Here is a 19,584-nt window from a genome sequence, read left to right as displayed (position 1 = left end):
GGTCACCGGATGAGGGGATGTGACCCCCGACTCAACGTGAGTAACATTCGGGCCCATGAAAACGCCGCCGGGCCCCGGCTCGCTGCCTCGACGGGTGCACGCCGGCTATGCGCTCGGCTCCCTGGCGACCGGCGCGTTCGGCACCGTGCCCGGTCTGCTGCTGCTGCCGTACCTGACCGACACGCTGGGCGTGGCCGCCGGGCTGGCCGCCCTGCTGGTGCTGCTGCCCAAGGCCTGGGACGTGCTGGTCAACCCGGTCGCCGGGCGGATCTCCGACCGCACCCGGTCGCGGTGGGGCGCCCGCCGGCCGTACCTGATCGTCGCCGGCCTCGCGCTCGCCGTGCTGTTCGCGTCGATCTTCGCCGCGCCCTTCGGTAACGGTCCGGGCGCCGCGGCGTACGTGGCGTTCGCCTTCCTCGCCACCGCCACCGCGTTCGCCTTCTTCCAGGTGCCGTACGTGGCGATGCCGGCAGAGCTGACCGACGACTACGCCGAGCGCACCCGGTTGATGACCTGGCGGATCGCGGTGCTGGCGTTGGCCATCCTGGTCTCCGGCGCGGTCGCGCCGCTGGTGGTGAGCGCCGGTGGTGACGGTGTGGCCGGGCACCGCTGGATGGGCCTGTTCGTGGCGGTGCTGATCGCCCTCGGCGCCCTCGGCGCGTTCCTGGGCACCCGGTCCGCGCCGACCGGCACGGTGGGCGAGAGTGAGCCGACGCTGCGCGCCCAGCTCGCCGTGGCCGGTGCCAACCGCCCGTTCCGGGCACTGCTGATCTGCTTCGTGGTGCAGTCCGCCGGGGTGGCGACGATCCTGGCCGGGGTCAACTACTTCGCCGGGCAGATCCTGCGCGACGAGGAGAGCGGACCGACCCTGCTCTTCGTCTGCTTCGTCGGGCCGGCGCTGCTGGTGATGCCGATCTGGAGCCGGATCGGTGCCCGGCTGGGCAAGCGCACCGCCCTGGTGGTCGCCTCGCTGATCCTTGCCGTCGGGGCCTTCGCCCTGGTCGCCGCGCCGGTGCTGCCGGCGGTCGCCGTCTATCTCCTGGTCGCGCTGATCGGCGTGGGGTACGCCGGACAGCAGGTCTTCGCACTGGCGATGTTGCCGGACTGCATCGCGCACGAGACGGCGCGCACCGGCCGACGGCAGGCGGGCGTCTTCACCGGGCTGTGGACCGCCGGGGAGACCTTCGGCCTGGCGCTCGGCCCCGGTATCTACGGACTGGTGCTCCAGCTCTCCGGCTACGTGTCCTCCGACACCGGCTCGGCGGCGGCCCAGTCCGACACGGCGAGGCTGGGCGTCCTCCTCGGTTTCACGCTGATCCCGGCCCTGCTGATCGCCCCGCCGATCCTCCTGCTCCGCCAGTACACCCTCACCGCCCACAGCGACCTGGTCGATCCTGGAGTTGTGCTGGGGGACGACAGCGTTGACCGCCACGAGAAGGGCACCGTTACCCCATGATCGACGAGAGCAGGGTTGAGGCTGGAGCGCTTTCCGCCACCGGGGTTTCGGCGGAACGGGTTCTGGAAGAGGTGCGGAAGCTGCGGGCGAGTGACGCGCCCACCCACGGGGGACGGCTGTTCGCGTACGTCTACGACCCGGCGGTGCCCGGGCTGGACGAGCTGGCCGCCGCCGCCCACCAGGAGAGCGCGCACGTCAACGGGTTGGACCCGACCGCGTTCCCGTCCCTGCTGGCCATGGAGAACGCGCTGGTCGGCGCCGCCGGCCGGGTGCTGGGCGCCGGCCCCGGGACCACCGCCCCGGACGTCGTCGGCAGCGTCACCAGCGGCGGCACCGAGTCACTGATCCTCGCCGTCAAGACGGCCCGGGACGCCCACCCCGAGATCGCCGCACCCCGAATCGTGGTGCCGTCGAGCGCGCACGCGGCATTCGCCAAGGCAGCGCACTACCTACGGGTGGCGCTGGACGTCGTGCCCGTCTCCCCGGAGACGCTGCGTCCCGACCCGGCCGCGATGGCCGCCGCGATCCGCCCGGAGACGGTGCTGGTCGCCTGCTCCGCGCCGTCGTACGCGCACGGGGTGGTGGACCCGGTCACGCAGATCGCGGCAGCCGCGGCCGAAGCCGGGGTGCGCTGCCACGTGGACGCCTGCTTCGGCGGCTGGACCCTGCCGTACCTGCGTCGGCTCGGGGAGCCGGTGCCGCCGTTCGACTTCGCGGTGCCCGGGGTCACCTCCATCTCGGTCGACCTGCACAAGTACGCGTACGCGCCGAAGGGGGTGTCAGTGCTGCTGCACCGCGACGCCTCGCTGCGCGCCCCGCAGTACTTCGCGTACGCCGACTGGCCCGGCTACACCATGATCAACCCAGTGATCGCCTCCACCCGCTCGGGCGGCCCGATCGCCGCCGCGTACGCCACGTTGCGGCACCTCGGCGACGAGGGTTACCTGCGGCTGACCGCCATCACCCGGGACGCGGTGGCCGGGCTGGCCGATGCGGTTCGCGCCGTCGAGGGGCTGCGGCTGATGGCCGAGCCGGAGTCGACAGTCGTCTGCTTCACCGCCACAGAGGGGGGCCCCGACCTGTTCGTCCTGGTCGACGAGCTGACCGCGCGGGGCTGGCACACCCAACCCCAGCTGTCGTACGACGGTCTGCCCGCCAGCGTGCACCTCACGGTGACCGCCGCGGTAGCGCCCCGGGTCGCCGAGTTCGGGCCGGACCTGACCGACGCGGTGGCCGCAGCCCAGGCGGTCGGTCCGGTCGCCCTTCCACCGGAACTGACGGCGCTGGCGGCGTCGCTGACCCCGGACGCGCTGACCCCGGAACTGGTCGCGGGCCTGGCCGCCGGGCTGGGCATGGGCGGCGAGACCGATGGCGCGCCGCTGCCGGAGCGGATGGCGATGGTGAACACGCTGCTCGACGCCGCGCCGCCGGCGCTGCGGGAGCGCCTGCTGGTCGAGTTCGTCGGGCTGCTGCAACGTCCCACCTGGTGACCGGAGCGCCGGCCGCGTCGTACGCCCCCGTGGCGTACGACGCAGCCGGCGACCGTCAGCCGTAGGTCAACCTCATCTGAACCAGGTTGTCGGCTCTGTTGACGTCCGGCAGGACGTCACGTTCGCTGTCCATCGGCTCGACCTCCACGTCTGCCTTGTTCGTGCTCAGCGTGATCCCTTCGAGCACCCGGAAGTCCAGGTCCAGCCGCATCTCCGCCCCGGCGGCCAGCTGACCCAGGCGGCAGGTGATCGGTTCGACGCTGTCGTGGACGCCCGCGCACGTGCCCCACCCGTCGACGTCCGCGCGCACCACCGCGGGCACGCCCAACCGCAGCACCACGTGGGCGACCGGGCCCGTGCCCCGGTTACGAATCCGCACCGTGGCCGTACCCGTCCGGGAGCCGTCGTCGGCCGTTCTCAGCACGAGGTCACCGGTGGTGACGGCGACGTCGGCCAGGTTCGGGTTCGGACCGAAGCTCGTTGGCCCGGAGACCTGGCTGAAGGCGTCACCCTTCCAGCGGTAGCCCCGCCACTGCCGTTGTGACCACTTGGCGTTCCAGCCACCCCCGGGAGCGATGTCACCGACCTGGACGCGAACCGTGCCGTCGCCCACGACATCCAGCGCGAACAGCCACTCCGGCTTGTCGATGGTGGTCGTGACCACCCGGCCGACCGTCGTCACCTTTCCTTCCTTGTCGCGGTCGAAGGCGACCACCTGCATCGGCCCGCGGGTGCCGAGCACGCACTGCACAAGCGCCACCGTCTCCACCGCGCCGTCCCCGTCGATGTCGCCGTGGTCGAGCGCCAAGAGCGAGTTCGCGCCCTCCCGGGCATCGGCGGTGAGCCGCGTCTGCGACGTCGGGCAGCCTGGTCCGGCCCGCCATGCCGGCAGGGTCACCGGCACCCCCAGCAGTTGGGCCCGGCTGAACCGGCCGTCCGGCACCGTGGTGGTCGGGCTGGAACTGGTCCCGGCAGCGCTGGGGGTTGGCGTTGGCGTCGGCGGCGGCGTCGGCGACGCCGACACGCTCGGCGTCGGCTCCACCGGACCGGGCCGGTGGTCCGGGCCGCTCATCGCCGCGTATCCGAGGGCAGACCCGCCGAACAGGGCGAGTGCCGTCGTGGCGGTGGCAGCCAGCCGACGCCGGCTGCGGCCTCGTACGGTCCGTCGAACGGCGGCGGGTCCCGGCGCCTCGACCTCCGCCAGCGCGGTACGGCGGTAGCGGGCGAACTCTTCGGCGAGGTCAAGGGTCTCCTGCTCAGACATCCCGCACCTCCTCATTGGTGTCGCGTAGGTGGGTGGCGAGCGCGGTTCGGCCCCGGTGCAGCCAGGACTTGACCGTCCCTTCGGCGACCTGTTCCTGAGCGGCGATCTCCGCAACCGTCAGGTCGGCGAGATAGTGAAGTACGACGGCCCGCCGCTGCTTCGGCGGCAACTTCGCCAACGCGGCGTCGACGGCGACCCGGTCCGGGCTCGGCTCCGCAACGTGTGTCTCCCGCTGCCGCAGCAGCCACAGCTGGGCGGTCCGCAGCCGCCGCCAGCGGTTGTGGCCGAGATTCCAGGCGACCTTACGGACCCAGGCCAGGGGGTCCTGGTATCCGGCGAGCCGGTCCCAGCGGGCGTACGCACGACAGAACGCCTCCTGAACCAGCTCCTGCGCCTGCCCACGGTCGCCTGTGTACGCGGTCAGCTGCACCACCAGGCCGCGGAAGTGGGCGTGGTAGAAGTCGTCGAAGAGCAGCTCTGCCGGCGTGGAGGTTGCGGTTCCCGGTGGGTCCGGCGGGGGGCCACCCACCCGCACATCTCGTGTCACAAGCACTCGTCCTCCCCGTGGCGACTGCGGGCGTCGTGTTCGCCAGCACCGGTCACACAAGCGAGCGCGCCGGTAGGTTGCGCGTCAGTCGCTGCCGATCCTTGTCGGCTCCGGGACAGTTGGTGGGCCGCTCGCGCCGATCACTGCCGGACCGCACAGACACCGCCTGTGATTCACTGTCGGTGAGGAGAGGGGGCGGTCGTGCAGCTGCCGGCAGTGCTCGGTGAGCCGATCCGGTTCGTGCTGAACTGGGGGCGCCGCTACTCGCTCTGGGTCTTCAACTTCGGTCTGGCCTGCTGTGCCATCGAGTTCATCGCCACCAGCATGGGTCGGCACGACTTCATCCGACTCGGCGTGATCCCGTTCGCCCACGGCCCCCGCCAGGCCGACCTGATGGTGGTCTCCGGCACGGTGACCGACAAGATGGCCCCGGCGATCAAGCGGCTCTACGACCAGATGCCTGAGCCGAAGTACGTCATCTCGTTCGGTGCCTGCTCCAACTGCGGCGGCCCCTACTGGGATTCGTACTCGGTGACCAAGGGCGTCGACCAGCTCATCCCGGTCGACGTGTACGTGCCCGGCTGCCCGCCCCGGCCGGAGGCGCTGCTGCACGGCATCCTGCGCCTGCAGGAGAAGATCGCCGCCGAGCAGTCCGGCATCGGGGGTGTGCCGCAACGCGACGTGCTGGCCGCACCGTTGGACGCCCCGCCCCGCGAGGCCGCCGCCCCACGCTCGGTCGACTCGCTCACTGCCCCACCGGTACGCCCACCCGCCGCGAGCTGAGGGCGGTGGGCCGCCACCCGGAGTTGATCCGGGCGGCGGCCGTCCGCGGGTTGGTCAGCTGGTCGACAGGGCCAGGTTGAACGTGACGGTGTTGTCGCTCGGGTCGACGTCGGGAACAATCTCGTTCCAGTAGTGCGTCGCCAACTCCACGGTGATCGGGGTCGACTCGTCCGCCGGGTCGGTTGGCCGGCTGAGTGAGAACGTGGGAGCGTCGGCGGAGGCCGACGGTGCGGCAGCGGCCGGTCCGGCCCCGCCGATCGTCGCCGTCAGGCCGAGCAGTGCGGCGGTGAGCAGGGTCCCCGTTTTGTGAAGCATCTGTATCTGGTCCTCCGTGGTCGACGCCCGGCGAGGGACCTGTCGCCCGCGCTTGGCAGCGACGCGATCGACCGACGTGACCGTGGTGTCCGGGCCCCCGCGCCGTGACCCAGGCAGCATGATCGATGGATGTGCCGTTCGCCACCCCGTTGTGGACCCGCCGCACTAGCCTGCGCACTATGAGCAGCTCAGCGGACCAGCGGTCCACCAACATCGTCGACGTGCTCACCGAGGAGTTCGGCGCGTCGATGGCGATCGACCCGGCCGCCTTCCGCCGCAAGTTCCGCAAGATGGCGGCTTCGCCGTTCGCCTTCTACCGGGGCAGCGCCGCGCTGTTCTACGCCGACCAGCTCGGCGACTTCGCCGACGACCGGTTCCTGAACGAGCAGACCAGCCGGGTGTGGATCCACGGTGACCTGCACGCGGAGAACTTCGGCACCTACATGAACGCCTCCGGGCAGCTGGTGTTCAACGTCAACGACTTCGACGAGGCGTACGTCGGGCCGTTCACCTGGGACCTGCGCCGGCTCGCGGCCAGCGTGGCGCTGCTCGGCTACGGCAAGGCGCTCTCCGACACGGCCATCGGGGAGCTGGTGGCGGGGTTCGCCCGGTCGTACCTGACCGAGCTGCGGGCCATCGCCGCCGGTGGTGACGACGCGATCGGCTCGATCACCCTGGACAACGCCGACGGGGTGCTGCGCCGGGTGCTCCAACGGGCCCGGCTCAACACCCGCGTCGACCTGCTCGCCGCGCAGACGACCATCGACAACTACGAGCGACGTTTCTCCATCGGCGACGGGGTCTTCGAAATCGACGACGCCACCCGGGACCTGGTCAGCGCCGCCTTCCAGGACTACCTGGGCACCCTGCCAACCGCCTCGATCCAGCTGCGCCCGGTGGCGGCGCGGATCAAGGACGTGGTGCTGCGCAAGGGGGTGGGCATCGGCTCGGCCGGGCTGCCGTCGTACAACCTGCTGCTGGAGGGGCACACCCAGGCGCTGGAGAACGACGTCGTCATCTACATGAAGCAGGCGCAGGTGCCGGCCGTGGCGCGGTACGTCACCGACGAGTCGGTCCGCGGCTACTTCCAGCACCAGGGGCACCGGACCGCCGAGTCGCAGCGGGCGTTGCAGGCGCACGCCGACCCGTGGTTGGGCTTCACCCAGCTGAACGGGGCCGGTCAGCTGGTCGCCGAGGTCTCCCCGTACGCCGCCGATCTGGACTGGTCGGACGTGAACGAGCCGGAGGAGCTGACCGGGGTTCTCGTCGACCTTGGCCGGGCGGTGGCCCGGATGCACTCGGTCGCCGACGACGAATCCAGTCACGACCTGGTGGACTACTCCACCGAGGAGGCGATCGTCGCGGCGGTGGACGCCGACGAAGCTGGATTTGTCGCCCACCTGGTGGATTTCGCGCACGCGTACGGGGTGCGCGCCCGCCAGGACCATCAGCTCTTCGTCGACCTGTTCCGCAACGGTCGACTGCCGGGCATCTGATCGGGCGCGGCGTCGCTCAGGACGCGAACTCCAGCACCACCTTGATGTCGTCCGGCCCAGGGGTGTACGCGTCGGCGTAGCGGTTCACCGGCACCCGCCGGGTGATCAGCGATTCGAGCCAGACCTGGTCGGCGCGGACGAGCGCCTCCGCGGCCATGGTCCAGTGCCGCCGGTTGGCGTTCACCGACCCGAACACCACGTTGTTTTCCAGCACCAACGCCCGGTTGAGAGCCCCGGCGTCGAAGTCGATGATCCGGCCACCGCTGGACACCCCGGCCAGGCAGACGATCCCGGTCGGGGCCGCCTTGCACATGACGTCGAGGACCACGGTGGGAGCGCCGGTGCACTCGATCACCACGTCCGGTTCGAAGGGCAGGTCGTTGACCGGCACCGTGTGGTAGGTGGCGCCGAGCCCGGCGACCAGCTCCGGCTTCGGCCCCTCGGTGTTCCGGTCCAGCACGTGGACGGTGAGCCCACGCTGGGTGCCGAGCAACGCGGCCAGCAGACCGATCGGCCCGGCCCCGGTCACCAGGACGGTCTGCGGCTGCCACTCGGCCCGGTGCCCGATCCTCTCGATGTGGTCCCAGGCCTTCGCCACCACACTGGTCGGCTCCAACAGCACGCCGACCTGGGCCAGTGTCGGGTCGAGCGCGACCGCGAACTGCGGCTCGACCCGCCAGCGGTCGCGGGCGAACCCGGCCAGTCCCTTGATGCCGTGTTCGGTGTACTGGCCGTTGCGGCACATGTCCCACTCGCCGACCGCGCAGTTCGGGCAGGGCACCGGATCGGGATGCCGGACGATCCCGGCCACCAGGTCGCCAGGTTGCAGGGTGCCGCTCGGGTCCTCGATCACCCGGCCCAGTGACTCGTGCCCGATGACCAGGCGGTCGGCACCCGGTGGCGCCTCGCCGTACTCCCCGGCGATGATCTCGTGGTCGGTGCCGCAGATCCCCACCGCCAGCGCCTCGACCAGGACAGAGCCCTCCTCGGCAGCCGGCTCCGGCTGATCCTCGACGAGGTTCAGCGAATTGGCGACCCCGGGTCTCACCGTCACAGCGCGCACGCCCCCATCTTTCCCCGCCGAGGCGTGCGCCGCGCCCGAAGCTGGCAGATCGCTGGGCATCGGCGGCGGCCAGGTGCTGGCCCGGCCGGCACTAGGATCAGCGGCATGACTCCCGAAGAGGTCGGCGCTCGACTGGTCGCGCTGCTCGCGCCGGTTGAGGCGACCCCGTCGGTCTCCGGCGGGCAACGTTTCGCCCGGGCCACCGTCGATGTGCCGCCCGCGAGTTGGCTGACCGCGATTTCCGCCGCCCGTGACGACGCCGAGCTGGCCTGCGACTTCTTCGACTGGCTCTCCGCTGTCGACGAGTTGGCCGAGGGCTTCGACGTGGTGGCGCACCTCTGGTCGACGCGACTGCGTCACGGCCTGCTGCTGCGTACCCGGTTGCCGCGCGGCGCGCCCACGGTCGCCTCGGTGGTCGACGTCTATCCCGGTGCCGCCTGGCACGAGCGGGAGACGCACGAGATGTTCGGCATCGACTTCGCCGGGCATGGGGAGCTGCTGCCGCTGCTGCTGCCGCCGGAGTTCGAGGGTCACCCGCTGCGCAAGGAGTTCGTGCTGGCTTCCCGGGTGGCGAAGCCCTGGCCGGGTGCGAAGGAGCCGGGCGAGTCTGAGGCCGGCGGCGGACGTCGGCCGATCCGCCCGCCTGGCGTTCCCGCTCCGGGCGAGTGGGGGCCCACGCCCACTCCGGCCGGCGCCGGCGGGGTGGGGGAGGGCCCGCGCGGCGGCACCCCGGCCAGACCGGCCCGTGAGCGTCCGGCACGGCCCGCCCCGGGGGCCCGTCCGGCGCGTACTCCCCGGCCGGGCGGAGCCACCGACGGCCCGATCCCTGCCGACCAGCCCGCGCCCGGTGCTGGCCCGGCCGCCAAGCCCGCGCCCGGCGCCGCGTCGGACAAGCCGGGCGAGGGCCCGGCCGCGTCGGATGGCGAGCCGATCGCGGACCGGCCGGGCCGCGATGGCCGGAGCGACCACGACGGGGGTACGGCCTGATGCCGCTCTGGGTGGAGTTGGTGCTCCGGATCGGCGGTGTGGTGGTCGCGTTCCTCACCCTGCCGTTGCTTGTCGGCCAGGCCGAGCACAAGGTGATGGCGCACATGCAGGGCCGGCTCGGCCCGATGTACGCGGGCGGCTTCCACGGCTGGGCGCAGCTGGTGGCCGACGGGGTCAAGTTCGTGCAGAAGGAGGACATCACCCCGCGCGAGGCGGACCGGGCGGTGTTCCGGTTGGCGCCGGCGGTGGCCCTGGTGCCCTACCTGCTGGTGTTGCTCGTCATTCCGCTCGGTCCGAACGACCTGGTCGGGCAACCGTTGGACATCGGCCTCTTCTTCGTGCTGGCCGTGGTCGGCGTCGGGGTGGTGGCGGTGCTGATGTCGGCGTGGGCGTCGGCCAACAAGTACAGCCTGCTGGGCGGGTTGCGCGGGGCGGCCCAGTTGCTCGGTTACGAGCTGCCGCTGGTGCTGGCCGCCGCGTCGGTGGCGATGGCGGCCGGCACGCTCAGCCTGTCGGGCATCGTCGAGGCGTGGCAGCCGTGGTGGCTGCTCTGGCAGGCACCCGCGATGATCATCTTTTTCGTCGCCGGGCTGGCCGAGATCCGTCGGCCACCGTTCGACATGCCGGTGGCCGACTCGGAGCTGGTCTTCGGCTACATGACCGAGTACACCGGTCTGCGGTTCGCGTTCTTCCTGCTCGCCGAGTACGTCGGCATCGTGGTGATCGCCGCGCTGACCACTGTGTTGTTCCTGGGTGGTTGGCAGGGCCCGTTCGCCGACGACCAACTGGGCTGGCTCTGGACGCTACTCAAGATCTTCGCGGTGTCCTTCGTGATCATCTGGCTCCGGGTGTCCTACCCCCGGCTACGCGAGGACCAACTGCAACGCCTCTGCTGGCTGGTGCTGGTCCCCGCGTCCCTGGCCCAACTGGTCCTCACGGCGGCCGTCCGCATCGCCCTGTAGACGGCGGCCCCACGGGGTCGGCTCGGGTGCCGGCAGAGTATCCGCCAGCGCGACGCTCTCGAGCTGGGTCGGCGCGGGCGCTGGTCGAGTTGGTCCCGGAAGACGCTTTCGAGCTGATGTCATAAACGAATCGGTGGCCGGCCGGCCGGCCCCGCCGCAGCCGAGATCACACCTGATGTCACAAACGATTCAGCTCGAAAGCGTCGTACGCCCGCCCCGGTCGCCCACCTCGGCCGCCAGCCACCGCCGGCCGCCAGCCACCGCCGGCCGCCAGCCACCGCCGGCCGCCAGCCACCGCCGGCCGCCAGCCACCGCCGGCCGCCAGCCACCGCCGGGAAGGGCGTGCCGGCGCGGCGTTGGAACAGGACCGCTCAGCGCGGCGGGGTGTGCGCGGGGTCGACCGGCTCGGCGGGGGGTGGCGGTGGGGTGCCGTCGCCGAAGGGGCGGCCACCGAGGGACTCCCGACCGTGCGGGGTGAGCCAGTTGGACAGATCGGGACCGAGCGGAACGATCCCCGTCGGGTTGATGTCGCGGTGCACCTCGTAGTAGTGCCGCTTGATGTGGTCGAAGTCGACCGTGTCGCCGAACCCGGGGGTCTGGAACAGGTCCCGGGCGTACGCCCACAGCACCGGCATCTCGCTCAGCTTCTGCCGGTTGCACTTGAAGTGGCCGTGGTAGACCGGATCGAAGCGGACCAGCGTGGTGAACAGCCGCACGTCGGCCTCGGTGATGGTGTCGCCGACCAGGTAGCGCTGGTCGGTCAACCGTTCGGTGAGCCAGTCCAGCCGGTCGAAGAGCTGGTGGTACGCCTTGTCGTACGCCTCCTGGCTGCCCGCGAAACCGCACCGGTAGACGCCGTTGTTGACGTCCCGGAACACCACCGCGTTGACCTCGTCGATCTGCTCCCGCAGGTGCTCGGGGTAGAGCTGCGGGGCGCCCTCGCGGTGGTACGCGCCCCACTGCGTGGACAGGTCCAGGCTCATCTGCGCGTAGTCGTTGGTCACCACCTGCCCGGTCGGCACGTCCACGATCGCCGGCACGGTGATGCCGCGCTCGTAGCCGGGGAAGCGCTTGAAGTAGGCCTCCTGGATGCGTTCGATGCCGAGCACCGGGTCCCGGCCGTCCGGGTCGAGGTCGAAGGTCCAGCTCCGGGCGTCGTGGGTCGGGCCGGCCACCGCCATCGAGATGGCGTCCTCCAGACCGAGCAACCGCCGCACGATGATCAGTCGGTTGGCCCACGGGCAGGCCCGGCTGACCGCCAGCCGGTACCGGCCCGGCTCCACCGGATATCCGTCGCGCCCGTCCTGCGTGATCCGGGTGGCGATGTACCGCTGGTCGCGGGTGAACTCGCTCCCCGGCTCGACGTACTTGCCGCCTTTTTCCTCGCCCACGTCACCCTCCCGGTCCGGATCAGTGTGTCTCTACCCCATCCTTACGGATCTACGGCTCAACAGCGGTCCCGGATACCCTGCCGGCATGACGGATGTGGAGGCGGCGGCCCGGCGGTTCATCGCCGACGTGTGGAATGCCCGCCAGGAGGAGTCGGCGTACGAGTTGGTCGCCGAGGAGTGCCCGGGGCTGGGCGGCACCGGGCCGGAGGCCACCCTCGCCTGGCACCGTGAGCGCCGGGCGGCCTTCCCGGACCTGCGCTACAAGATCGTCGACGTGGTCGCGGCCGGCGAGCGGGTGGCCGTGCACTGGCGGGCCGCCGGCACCCACGTCGGGCAGTTCGGTCCGGTGCCGCCGACCGGTCAGGTGGTCAGCTACTCGGGGGCGACGTTCCTGCGCTTCGACGCGGCGGGCCGGATCGTCGAGGTCTGGAGCTGCAACGAGCTGTTCCAGTTGCTGCAACAGCTCGGCGTCGAGATGCTCCCACCGGCTGTCGTCAGCGGACCCGGGGCGTGATCCGGCTGATGGGCAGATTGATCGGAAACGGCTCGCCGGTGTCGACGAACTTCGTCCACCGCCCGGTCTCGGCGTAGACCTCGTTCACCGCGTCGATCCGGTGGGTGACGACCTCCAGCGCGTCACCCTCCGTCTCGATCCGCCAGTAGTAGGGGATCCCGGCCTGGGCGTACAGCGCCGGCTTCAGTACCCGGTCGATCGAGCGGGTGCTCGGTGAGACGATCTCGATGGCCAGGACCACCTCGTGCGGCTCGTACTTCGACGGCTCGCGAGCCGCCGCGGTGGACGTGGTGATCAGCACGTCGGGGATGAAGGACCGGGTGCGGTTGATTCGCACCTCGACCCCCTGGGTCACGTCGTAGCCGTCCGGACAGTCTTCGTCGAGCGCGGCCATCAGATGGCCAGCGATGGTCTGGTGGGTACGGGTGGGGGAGGGGGACATCAGCAGCACTCCATCGAGCAGTTCCCGGCGGCGGCCATCCTCGGGCAGCGCATCCAGATCGTCAGTCGTCCACTCGCTCTCGGGCGGGTGGTCGCTCTGCAGCGCGGCGGTCATGGCAGGTCCTTCCAGGTGCGTTCGTTCTCCCCGCGACCACGGTACCGCCCTGGACCTGTGGGTGGTGGTCGCGCGCGCCGTGGCCACAGGGCAGGATGGTCGACATGAGCGACCCCGGCGAGCGCGGTGACACCAGCGAACGCGGCCTCCCCGGCGCGGGCCTGGTGAAGGGGCTGGCGGTCACCCTCAAGACGATGACCAGCCGTTCGACCACCCAGCAGTACCCGGACGTGGCCCCCGACCTGCCGCCCCGCTCGCGTGGCGTGATCGCCCTGTCCGAGGAGAACTGCACGGTCTGCATGCTCTGCGCCCGCGAGTGTCCGGACTGGTGCATCTACATCGACTCGCACAAGGAGGAGGTGGCGGTGCCTGGCGCCGCCCGCCCCCGCCAGCGCAACGTGCTCGACAAGTTCGACATCGACTTCTCGCTCTGCATGTACTGCGGCATCTGCATCGAGGTCTGCCCGTTCGACGCGCTCTACTGGTCGCCGGAGTTCGAGTACGCCGAGTACGACATCAAGGACCTGCTGCACGACAAGGACCACCTCGGTCAGTGGATGGCCACCGTTCCGCCGCCGCCCGCGCACGACCCGAACGGCGAGCCGGCCAAGGAGGAGACGTCCGCCGCCCGCAAGGCGGCCGCGGCCCGTCCCGCTCCGCCAGCGGTACGCCCCGACGCCGACCAGGACCCGGCGTCGTGAGGGCCCGAGCCGGAAGGGCGCCCCGGTGACCGGCGCGGACGTGCTGCTGCTCGCCCTCGGCGCGGTGGCGGTCGGTGCCGGCGTGCTGGTGGTGACCACGAAACACCTGGTCCGGGCCGGGCTCTACCTGGTGGTGTGCCTGGGCGCGTTGGCCGGTGACTTCCTGGTGCTCAGCGCCGAGCTGGTGGCCTGGGTGCAGGTGTTGATCTACGTGGGCGCGGTGGTGGTCCTGCTGCTGTTCGCGGTGATGCTGACCCGGGCCCCGATCGGCGCCTCCGACGACCTGGACCGGCCCGGTTGGCCGGCCGCGCTGATCGGTGGCGGCGCCGGGCTGGGGCTGACCGCCCTGCTGGTCGACGCGTACCGCTGGAGCACCGTCACGCTGCCGCACGCCGGCACCGCCGAGCGGTTGGGTGAGCAGATCTTCCAATCCTGGGTGCTGCCGTTCGAGGTGCTCTCGGTGCTGCTGCTCTCCGCCCTGGTGGGCGCGATCGTGCTGTCCCGCCCGGACATCGGCCGAGCCGCCCCGCGACGCGACAGCACGGAAGGCGACCTGGTCGACAGCGAGCCCGGGGGGCGCCGGTGAGGCCGGTCATCCCGTACGTCACCGCCGCGCTGCTGTTCGGCCTCGGCGTGTACGGCGTACTGCGCCGCCGCAACGCGGTGCTGGTGCTGATGTCGGTCGAGTTGATGCTCAACGCGGTCAACCTGATCCTGGTCACCGCTGACACCACCGCCCGCGCCGTGCTCCCGCACTCGGGGCAGGTCTTCGCGCTGTTCGTCATCGTCCTCGCCGCCGCCGAGATCGGGGTGGGGCTGGCGATCGTCCTTCAGCTCTACCGGCTGCGGGCGACCGTCGCCGTGGACGACGTGCCGCTGACCGAGTCGCCGGACCCCGTCACCGGGCGCGAGCCGGCCGTCGTGGACTCGGAGGCGGGCCGGTGACCGGGCTGCTCGGGGCGCTGCTGCCCGCCGTACCGCTGGTCGCCGGCCTGCTCGGTCTGCTGCTGCCACCGGCCCCTCGGCGCGACAGCGCGACCGGCGGTGACCGGGCCCGGACGGCCGCCGTGACGCTCGGCGTCGCCGGTGCGGCCGGTGCGCTGGCGCTGGCCGTCGCCTTGCTGCTCACTGTCGACGGGCCGACGGAGACGTCGGCCACCTGGGTCGACTTCGGCGGGCTGGCGGTGACCCTCGGCGTACGGCTGGACGGTGCCGCCGCGCTGGTCGCGGTGGCGGTCACCGCGGTCGCCCTGGCCGTGCAGGTCTACTCGATCGGCTACCTGCGGCGCGGTCCCCACGACGACGTCGACGTGGACCACCGCTACCCGCCCTACGCCGCCCAGATCAGCCTCTTCACCGGTGCCATGCTGCTGGTGGTGGTCGCCGGTGACCTGATCATGCTGTTGGTCGGCTGGGAGGTGATGGGCCTCTGCTCGTACCTCCTGATCGCCCACGACCGCCGACTGGCCGGCGCGCCCGCCGCCGCCATGAAGGCGTTCCTGGTGACCCGGGTCGGTGACGTCGGGTTCCTGCTCGGCATCGCGCTGCTGGGCGTGTCGACGGGCAGCTTCCGGATCGCCGACGTGCTCGCCCACGAGCACTCCGGCGCGACGTTGACCGCCGCGGGCCTGCTGCTGCTCGCCGGTGTGGCCGGCAAGAGCGCGCAGTTCCCGCTGCACACCTGGCTGCCGGACGCGATGGCCGGTCCGACCCCGATCTCCGCGCTGATCCACGCCGCGACGATGGTCGCCGCCGGGGTGTACGCGGTGGCCCGGCTCTACCCGCTGTTCACGGCCGCGCCGGTGACGCTGACCGTGCTGGGCGTGCTCGGTGCGATCACGCTGCTGCTCGGCGCGCTCGCCGCCACCGCCCAGGACGACATCAAACGCGTGCTGGCCTGGTCGACAGTGTCCCAACTGGGCTACATGACCGGCGCGCTGGCGGTCGGTTCACCGTCGGCCGCACTGTTCCACCTGCTCACCCATGCCGCCTTCAAGGCGCTGCTGTTCCTCGCCGCCGGCGCGGTGATCCACGCCGTCGGCACCACCCTCATGTCGGAGATGGGCGGGCTGCGGCGCAGCATGCCGGTGACGTTCTGGTGCACGGTGGTGGGCCTGGGCGCGCTGGCCGGGGTGCCGCCGCTGGCCGGTTTCTGGAGCAAGGACGGCGTACTGACGGTCGCCGAGTCGGCCGCGCTGGAGGGCACCGGCCCGGCCCCGTCCTGGGTGGGCTGGATCGTCTGGATCGCCGGGCTGGTCGGCGTGGCGATCACCGCCTGGTACGCGGGTCGGCTGCTGCTGCGCGCCTTCTTCGGCACCCCGCGCCTGCCCCTGGTCCAGCCGCACGACCCGCCGGCCGTGCTGCGTTGGCCGGTGCTGCTGCTGGCCGTGCCGGCCGCGCTGCTCGGTCTGGCCGGGTTCGTCGGGGCGTTCGCCGACCGCCTGCGGTTCCCCACCGTCCCGGTGGCGGGCTCCGAAGACGGTCTGGTCCACCTGGGGTCGGGGGTGCTGCTGCCGCTCGCGTTCCTACTGCTCGGCGCCGCGCTGGTGACGCTGGGCTGGCGGCGCGACCCGGCCGCCGACCCGGCCGCGGCGCTGGGTCCGCTGCGGCCGGTCTTCGCCCGCGCGTTCCGGCTCGACGACGTCCAGCACACACTTGTCGTACGCCCCGTCCGTGCGCTGGCCCGCGCCGCGCGCGCCGGCGACGAGGTGGTGGTGGACGGCGCGGTCGAGGGCAGCGGGCGAGCCGCGTCCGGTCTGGGCGCGGGGCTGGCCGCGCTGCACCGCGCGGCGCTGCCCCGGGCCGCCGCCGGTGTACTGGCCGGCGCGCTGCTGATCGGCCTGGCCGCCGCCCTGGTTGGAGCCAACCAGTGAGCGTGCGGAGTGAGCCGGGTCTGCGAGCCCCGCAGTCGCGAACAGAGGCGGTCCAATGACGTTGGGGCAGGTGTTGCTGGTCGCGGTGCTGGCGGTGCCGGCGCTGGGTGCGGTAGCGGTGGCGGCGACGCCCCGGGACCGGGCGGCCCGGCTGGTCGGCACGATCGCGGCGGCGTTGACCCTGCTGGCCGCGGTGCCGCTGGTGTTCGGCGGTCGAGGCTGGGTCGCCTGGACGGCGGACGCGCCGGCGGTGCGCCCGTGGCACCAACTGGACCTGCCCTGGGTGCCCGGTCTGGAGTTGCGCTTCCACCTCGGCGTCGACGGCATCTCCTGGCCGCTCGTGGTGTTGACCGCGCTGCTCACGTTGCTCTGCTGCGCGTACACGATGTGGCGGGTGCCGGACGGCGGCAGCGGCCGGGCGCTCGTCGCGTTGCTGCTGGTGGTCGAGGTGGGCATCCTGGGCACCTTCCTTGCCCTGGACCTGGTGTTGTTCTTCCTCTTCTTCGAGGTCGTCCTGCTGCCGATGTACGCGATCATCGCCGGCTGGGGTGGCACGGACCGGCGTCGGGCGGCCCGGAAGTTCGCCCTCTACACGCTGTTCGGCTCGGTGTTGCTGCTGGTCGGCGTGTACGTCGTGGTCGCCGCCGCCGGCACCGCCGACCTGGTGACACTGACCGGTGGCGCGGGGATGTCCCGGGGCACCCAGTTGGCCGCGTTCACACTGCTCGCGTTGGCGTTCGCGGTGAAGAGCCCGCTGTGGCCGTTGCACTCCTGGCTGCCCGACGCGCACACCCAGGCACCCACGGTGGGCAGTGTCGTGTTGGCCGGTGTGCTGCTCAAGATGGGCACGTACGGCCTGATCCGGGTCGCGGTGGGGGTGGCGCCGGAGGGCGCCCGTTGGGCCGCGCCGGTGCTCGGCGTGCTCGCCGTCGCCGCGATCCTGATCGGTTCGCTGGTCTGCCTGGCCCAGTCGGACGTGAAGCGGCTCATCGCGTACTCCAGCGTGGGGCACATGGGCTTCGTGCTGCTGGGCGTCGCCACGCTGACCGCCACCGGCATCCAGGCGGCGTTGATCGGCAACGTCGCGCACGGTGTGATCACCGGCCTGCTGTTCTTCCTGGCCGGGGCGGTGAAGGACCGTACCGGCACGGGCACCCTCGCCGAGCTGTCCGGGCTGCGGGAGACCGCGCCCCGGTTGGCGGGTCTGCTCGCGTTCGCGGCGATCGCGTCACTGGGCCTGCCCGGGCTGGCCGGTTTCTGGGGCGAGGCGTTCGCGGTGATCGCCGCCGTGCAGGTGGGCGGCCCGCTCTGGACCACCCTCGGTGTGCTGGCGGCGGTCGGTGGGGCGCTCACCGCCGCGTACTTCCTGCGGTTGCTGCGCCAGGTCACCCACAACCGGCCGAGCCCCGCCGTCGGTCAGGTCGGCCCCGGCCTGGCCGGTGCGGAGTTGACCGCCTGGGTGCCGCTGGTGCTGCTCGCGTTGGCCATCGGGTTGGCGCCGACGCTGGTCCTCGGCGTCGCCGAGGCCCCCGTCGACGCCCTGATCGGAGTGGTTTCCCGGTGAGCGCGAGGAGTGCAGCGGAGCGGAGCCCCGCAGTCGCGAACGAAGGCGAGCCCCGATGAACGTCGTGCAGAGCGTGGACAGCGTCGCGCTGCTGCCGGCCTACCTGGCCGCCGGCACGGCCGTACTCGTGCTCATCACCGATCTGCTCGTGGCCCGGCCACGGGCCACCATCGCCGTGGCCGCGCTCGGCGCGCTCGGCACCGCCGTCGGCTCCGCGCTGGTCGGGGCGGGTGCGGAACGGCGCACGTTCTGCGTGGGAGCCGACTGCTCCTGGATCTTCGGCGGTCGCGCGGCCCTGGTCGCCGTGGTGGTCGGGCTGATCACGGTGGGCGTGCTCGGGCTGTCGGTGCCCGCGCTGCGGTCCGGACGGTCACCGGTCGGGGAGTACGCCTTCCTGTTGGCCTGCTCGATGACCGGCGGCGTCGTGCTCGGCGCGGCCGGTGACCTGATCACGCTGATTGTCGCCCTGGAGACGCTGACCCTGCCGCTGTACGTGCTGGTCGGCCTGCGCCGGGGGAGCCTCGCGAGCGCCGAGGCGGCGGTGACCTTCTTCGTGGTCAGCGTGGTGGCGACCACGCTGACCCTGCTCGGCGCGGCACTGCTGTACGCGGTGACCGGTGGGCTGCACCTGGACCGGCTCGGCGCGTTGCTCGCCGAGCAGCCGGAGCTGCGGGACCTGCCGTTGACCACCGCCGCGGTGGCGGTGCTGCTGGTCGGCCTGGCCTTCAAGGTGGCGGCGGTGCCGTTCCACGCCTGGGCGCCGTCCACCTACGACGGCGCGCCGCTGCCGGTGGCCGCGTACCTGTCCACCGCGTCGAAGCTGGGCGGCCTGGTCGCCCTGCTCGCCGTCGTGCAACGGGCGCTGCCGGCGGACCAGACCGGTCCGGTGCTCGCCCTGCTCGCCGTGCTCACCATGACCGTCGGCAACCTGGTCGCGCTGCGTCAGCGGCGGACCGTCCGGCTGCTCGCCTGGTCGTCCGTCGCGCAGGCCGGGTACATTCTCGCCCCGCTGGGAGCGTTGGCGCTGGCCGCCGGACGCACGGACGAGGCACGGTCCGCCGCGTACGCCGCCGCCATGGCGTACGCCGTCTTCTTCGTGGTGTTGGAGCTGGCCGCGTTCGCCGGAGTGACCGCGCTGCGGCCGGCGGGTGCGGACGGCGGCACGCTGGACGACCTGCGCGGGGCAGCCCGCCGGCACCCGTGGCGGGCTGCGGCGTTCGGTCTCGCGCTGGTGGGTCTGGCTGGTTTGCCGCCGGGTCTGGCCGGCCTGTTCGCGAAGGTGACAGTGGTCCGGGCGCTGCTGGACGGTGGCGCGGCCTGGCTGGCGCTGGTGGTGGCGCTGAACGCCGTGATCGGGCTCGCCTACTACCTGCGGGTGACCGCCGCGCTCTGGGCACCGACGCCCCTCGCCGCCCCGAACGTCGGCGGTGCCGCGGCCGTACCCGTGGTGGGTGTGGTGGGGGTGGTGCTGGCGGTGGTGACGGTGGCCACCGTGGTGCTGGGCGTCGCCCCGCAGCTGGTGCTCGACCTGGCCGGCCGTTGACCTGACCTGCGACTTCGGTCTCAGTGAACTCTCAGCGTTGTAACGGATGGTTGGCGGGTACCGGGTTGTTGAACCGGTC

At 72.1% G+C, this 19,584-nt stretch carries 18 protein-coding genes and 1 pseudogene; 13 read left to right on the top strand and 6 right to left on the bottom strand.

All coding sequences use genetic code 11. The features are described 5' to 3' along the window. The first annotated feature begins 55 nt into the window (after window positions 1-55). Window positions 56-1,456, top strand: coding sequence for an MFS transporter (locus ACFYP0_RS19080; protein ID WP_386996954.1), 1,401 nt, complete (start codon window positions 56-58; stop codon window positions 1,454-1,456). Continuing rightward, complete coding sequence (locus tag ACFYP0_RS19075) at window positions 1,453-2,946, top strand: pyridoxal phosphate-dependent decarboxylase family protein (protein WP_386996952.1); 1,494 nt, start codon at window positions 1,453-1,455, stop codon at window positions 2,944-2,946. The genes ACFYP0_RS19080 and ACFYP0_RS19075 overlap by 4 nt, the downstream gene beginning before the upstream one ends. Window positions 2,947-3,001: 55 nt before the next feature. Here the strand turns inward: ACFYP0_RS19075 and ACFYP0_RS19070 are convergent, their stop codons facing one another. Further along, window positions 3,002-4,210 (bottom strand): hypothetical protein, encoded by a 1,209-nt coding sequence (locus tag ACFYP0_RS19070; protein WP_355499058.1) that lies wholly within the window; start codon window positions 4,208-4,210, stop codon window positions 3,002-3,004. Next, a complete protein-coding gene (locus ACFYP0_RS19065) occupies window positions 4,203-4,763 on the bottom strand; it encodes an RNA polymerase sigma factor (RefSeq protein WP_386996949.1) in 561 nt (186 codons plus the stop codon). The genes ACFYP0_RS19070 and ACFYP0_RS19065 overlap by 8 nt, the downstream gene beginning before the upstream one ends. A gap of 195 nt (window positions 4,764-4,958) precedes the next feature. Here ACFYP0_RS19065 and ACFYP0_RS19060 point away from each other — a divergent pair, with 195 nt between their 5' ends. Next, window positions 4,959-5,540, top strand: a complete 582-nt coding sequence (locus ACFYP0_RS19060) for an NADH-quinone oxidoreductase subunit B (RefSeq protein WP_124861683.1) — start codon at window positions 4,959-4,961, stop codon at window positions 5,538-5,540. Window positions 5,541-5,594: 54 nt separating this feature from the next. On the opposite strand, the gene ACFYP0_RS19055 is transcribed toward ACFYP0_RS19060, so the two are convergent. Continuing rightward, window positions 5,595-5,855 carry a hypothetical protein gene (locus ACFYP0_RS19055; RefSeq protein WP_355499055.1) on the bottom strand — a complete coding sequence of 87 codons (261 nt, stop codon included), beginning with the start codon at window positions 5,853-5,855 and terminating at the stop codon, window positions 5,595-5,597. A 179-nt stretch (window positions 5,856-6,034) separates the two neighbouring features. Between ACFYP0_RS19055 and ACFYP0_RS19050 the strand changes: the two genes are divergently transcribed. Continuing rightward, on the top strand, window positions 6,035-7,351 hold the full coding sequence (locus tag ACFYP0_RS19050) for a DUF2252 domain-containing protein (protein ID WP_355499052.1): 1,317 nt from the start codon (window positions 6,035-6,037) through the stop codon (window positions 7,349-7,351). Window positions 7,352-7,367: 16 nt separating this feature from the next. Here the strand turns inward: ACFYP0_RS19050 and ACFYP0_RS19045 are convergent, their stop codons facing one another. Beyond that, window positions 7,368-8,414: a glucose 1-dehydrogenase gene (locus ACFYP0_RS19045; protein WP_355499049.1), complete on the bottom strand. Its 1,047-nt coding sequence runs from the start codon at window positions 8,412-8,414 to the stop codon at window positions 7,368-7,370. 105 nt (window positions 8,415-8,519) lie between these two features. Between ACFYP0_RS19045 and ACFYP0_RS19040 the strand changes: the two are divergent. Beyond that, window positions 8,520-9,116: pseudogene (locus tag ACFYP0_RS19040) on the top strand (NADH-quinone oxidoreductase subunit C); the annotation flags it as partial. 284 nt (window positions 9,117-9,400) lie between these two features. Next, window positions 9,401-10,363 carry a complex I subunit 1/NuoH family protein gene (locus tag ACFYP0_RS19035; protein WP_030329816.1) on the top strand — a complete coding sequence of 321 codons (963 nt, stop codon included), beginning with the start codon at window positions 9,401-9,403 and terminating at the stop codon, window positions 10,361-10,363. Between the two features lie 371 nt (window positions 10,364-10,734). Here ACFYP0_RS19035 and ACFYP0_RS19030 read toward each other — a convergent pair whose 3' ends face one another. Beyond that, the gene (locus tag ACFYP0_RS19030; RefSeq protein ID WP_355499045.1) at window positions 10,735-11,754 is read right to left on the bottom strand and encodes a glutathione S-transferase family protein; all 1,020 of its coding nucleotides are present in this window, start codon (window positions 11,752-11,754) and stop codon (window positions 10,735-10,737) included. A gap of 85 nt (window positions 11,755-11,839) precedes the next feature. Here ACFYP0_RS19030 and ACFYP0_RS19025 point away from each other — a divergent pair, with 85 nt between their 5' ends. Next, complete coding sequence (locus ACFYP0_RS19025; protein WP_124858751.1) at window positions 11,840-12,268, top strand: ester cyclase; 429 nt, start codon at window positions 11,840-11,842, stop codon at window positions 12,266-12,268. Here ACFYP0_RS19025 and ACFYP0_RS19020 read toward each other — a convergent pair. Beyond that, a complete protein-coding gene (locus ACFYP0_RS19020) occupies window positions 12,249-12,824 on the bottom strand; it encodes a Uma2 family endonuclease (RefSeq protein ID WP_355499043.1) in 576 nt (191 codons plus the stop codon). The two genes, ACFYP0_RS19025 and ACFYP0_RS19020, sit on opposite strands and share 20 nt — an antisense overlap. Window positions 12,825-12,928: 104 nt before the next feature. Between ACFYP0_RS19020 and ACFYP0_RS19015 the strand changes: the two genes are divergently transcribed. From ACFYP0_RS19015 to ACFYP0_RS18990, 6 genes are read left to right on the top strand one after another with little or no spacing between them, the layout of a single operon-like run. Next, complete coding sequence (locus ACFYP0_RS19015; protein WP_355499041.1) at window positions 12,929-13,525, top strand: NuoI/complex I 23 kDa subunit family protein; 597 nt, start codon at window positions 12,929-12,931, stop codon at window positions 13,523-13,525. A gap of 25 nt (window positions 13,526-13,550) precedes the next feature. Continuing rightward, window positions 13,551-14,111: an NADH-quinone oxidoreductase subunit J family protein gene (locus tag ACFYP0_RS19010; RefSeq protein WP_356979129.1), complete on the top strand. Its 561-nt coding sequence runs from the start codon at window positions 13,551-13,553 to the stop codon at window positions 14,109-14,111. Beyond that, a complete protein-coding gene (nuoK, locus tag ACFYP0_RS19005; RefSeq protein WP_124858754.1) occupies window positions 14,108-14,470 on the top strand; it encodes an NADH-quinone oxidoreductase subunit NuoK in 363 nt (120 codons plus the stop codon). Before ACFYP0_RS19010 ends, nuoK begins: the two co-directional genes overlap by 4 nt. Next, the gene (locus ACFYP0_RS19000; protein ID WP_356979127.1) at window positions 14,467-16,398 is read left to right on the top strand and encodes an NADH-quinone oxidoreductase subunit 5 family protein; all 1,932 of its coding nucleotides are present in this window, start codon (window positions 14,467-14,469) and stop codon (window positions 16,396-16,398) included. Before nuoK ends, ACFYP0_RS19000 begins: the two co-directional genes overlap by 4 nt. 55 nt (window positions 16,399-16,453) lie before the next feature. Further along, window positions 16,454-17,962 carry a complex I subunit 4 family protein gene (locus tag ACFYP0_RS18995; protein WP_386996943.1) on the top strand — a complete coding sequence of 503 codons (1,509 nt, stop codon included), beginning with the start codon at window positions 16,454-16,456 and terminating at the stop codon, window positions 17,960-17,962. 55 nt (window positions 17,963-18,017) lie between these two features. Further along, window positions 18,018-19,505, top strand: coding sequence for an NADH-quinone oxidoreductase subunit N (locus ACFYP0_RS18990; RefSeq protein WP_386996941.1), 1,488 nt, complete (start codon window positions 18,018-18,020; stop codon window positions 19,503-19,505). Window positions 19,506-19,584 lie beyond the last annotated feature (79 nt).

The sequence above is a fragment of the Micromonospora arida genome, assembly GCF_042873195.1.
Taxonomy (GTDB): Bacteria; Actinomycetota; Actinomycetes; order Mycobacteriales; family Micromonosporaceae; genus Micromonospora; species Micromonospora arida.
This window is presented reverse-complemented; position numbering and strand designations above follow the sequence as displayed.

Bases quoted from the DNA above. Each gene is read 5' to 3' on its own strand.
- ACFYP0_RS19025 (WP_124858751.1), top strand. From the start codon at position 11,840: ATGACGGATGTGGAGGCGGCGGCCCGGCGGTTCATCGCCGACGTGTGG.
- ACFYP0_RS19020 (WP_355499043.1), bottom strand. From the start codon at position 12,824: ATGACCGCCGCGCTGCAGAGCGACCACCCGCCCGAGAGCGAGTGGACG.
- ACFYP0_RS19055 (WP_355499055.1), bottom strand. From the start codon at position 5,855: ATGCTTCACAAAACGGGGACCCTGCTCACCGCCGCACTGCTCGGCCTG.
- ACFYP0_RS19015 (WP_355499041.1), top strand. From the start codon at position 12,929: ATGAGCGACCCCGGCGAGCGCGGTGACACCAGCGAACGCGGCCTCCCC.
- ACFYP0_RS19070 (WP_355499058.1), bottom strand. From the start codon at position 4,210: ATGTCTGAGCAGGAGACCCTTGACCTCGCCGAAGAGTTCGCCCGCTAC.
- ACFYP0_RS18995 (WP_386996943.1), top strand. From the start codon at position 16,454: ATGACGTTGGGGCAGGTGTTGCTGGTCGCGGTGCTGGCGGTGCCGGCG.
- ACFYP0_RS18990 (WP_386996941.1), top strand. From the start codon at position 18,018: ATGAACGTCGTGCAGAGCGTGGACAGCGTCGCGCTGCTGCCGGCCTAC.
- ACFYP0_RS19080 (WP_386996954.1), top strand. From the start codon at position 56: ATGAAAACGCCGCCGGGCCCCGGCTCGCTGCCTCGACGGGTGCACGCC.
- ACFYP0_RS19050 (WP_355499052.1), top strand. From the start codon at position 6,035: ATGAGCAGCTCAGCGGACCAGCGGTCCACCAACATCGTCGACGTGCTC.
- ACFYP0_RS19075 (WP_386996952.1), top strand. From the start codon at position 1,453: ATGATCGACGAGAGCAGGGTTGAGGCTGGAGCGCTTTCCGCCACCGGG.
- ACFYP0_RS19035 (WP_030329816.1), top strand. From the start codon at position 9,401: ATGCCGCTCTGGGTGGAGTTGGTGCTCCGGATCGGCGGTGTGGTGGTC.